Here is a 1,500-nt window from a genome sequence, read left to right as displayed (position 1 = left end):
CTTGAGCCCCGCTACATTGTCGGCGCGGAATCACTTGACCAGTGAGCTATTACGCACTCTTTCAAGGGTGGCTGCTTCTAAGCCAACCTCCTGGTTGTCTGTGCAACTCCACATCCTTTCCCACTGAGCACACGCTTAGGGGCCTTAGCCGATGATCTGGGCTGTTTCCCTCTCGACTACGAAGCTTATCCCCCGCAGTCTCACTGCCACGCTATGTCTTACCGGCATTCGGAGTTTGGCTGACGTCAGTAACCTGGTAGGGCCCATTAGCCATCCAGTAGCTCTACCTCCGGCAAGAAACACGTGACGCTGCACCTAAATGCATTTCGGGGAGAACCAGCTATCACGAAGTTTGATTGGCCTTTCACCCCTAACCACAGGTCATCCCCTCAGTTTTCAACCTAAGTGGGTTCGGTCCTCCACGCCGTCTTACCGGCGCTTCAACCTGCCCATGGCTAGATCACTTCGCTTCGGGTCTAGACCCGGCGACTGTACCGCCCTATTCGGACTCGCTTTCGCTACGGCTTCCCCACACGGGTTAACCTCGCCACCGAGCACTAACTCGCAGGCTCATTCTTCAAAAGGCACGCCGTCACCCCTGCTAAGGAGGCTCCGACGGATTGTAGGCACACGGTTTCAGGTACTATTTCACTCCCCTCCCGGGGTACTTTTCACCTTTCCCTCACGGTACTTGTCCGCTATCGGTCACTAGGTAGTATTTAGGCTTAGCAAGTGGTCTTGCCAGATTCACACGAGATTTCACGGGCCCCGTGCTACTTGGGATCCCCTCAACCAGGCCGCACCATTTCGTCTACGGGACTCACACCCACTACGGTCCGCCTTTCAATGCGGTTCGACTATGACACGACTTTCTTACTGGCTACCAGACTGTCAGATCTGGTCAGAAGGTCCCACAACCCCGCATGTGCAACGCCTGACAGCTTGACACACACACGGTTTGGCCTCATCCGCTTTCGCTCGCCACTACTCACGGAATATCTCTTCCTGTCGGTACTGAGATGTTTCACTTCCCGACGTTCCCCCCTACACCCTATGTATTCAGATGCAGGTGACTGGGCATGACCCCAGCCGGGTTCCCCCATTCGGACATCCTCGGATCACAGCTCGTTTGCCAACTCCCCGAGGCTTATCGCAGGCTACAACGTCCTTCTTCGGCTCCTAGTGCCAAGGCATCCACCCTGTGCCCTTAAAAACTTCGACACACTACAATATTTCACAGAGATCAGAAAACCAGACCCCTTCCAAAGAAGAGGACTAGTACTGAACATCTGGGATGCTCGCGTCCACTATGCAGTTCTCAAGCAACGGACGAACCCGCAAGCCCACCGGCACGCCTACCCCGAACACCCACCCACACACCCACACCCACCAACCGAAGCTGAAGGGGAGACAAGAGGGAGAGCCTCAAGGCGGTTCACACCAGACCCGCGACCCGTTCACCATCACAAGACCATCAACCCCCGAGCCCGCCGCCAGCAC

Annotated in this window: 1 rRNA gene; it reads right to left on the bottom strand. The window is 56.0% G+C overall.

Going from position 1 to position 1,500, the window contains the following annotated elements:
* Nucleotides 1-1,221 (bottom strand): 23S ribosomal RNA (locus ACFWDO_RS21300); the annotation flags it as partial.
* Nucleotides 1,222-1,500: the final 279 nt, after the last annotated feature.

Origin of the sequence: Isoptericola sp. NPDC060185 (assembly GCF_042728595.1) — a bacterium.
Lineage (GTDB): Bacteria > Actinomycetota > Actinomycetes > Actinomycetales > Cellulomonadaceae > Isoptericola.
The sequence above is the reverse complement of the archived record's forward strand: the minus strand, read 5'-3'. Positions and strand labels throughout refer to the sequence as shown.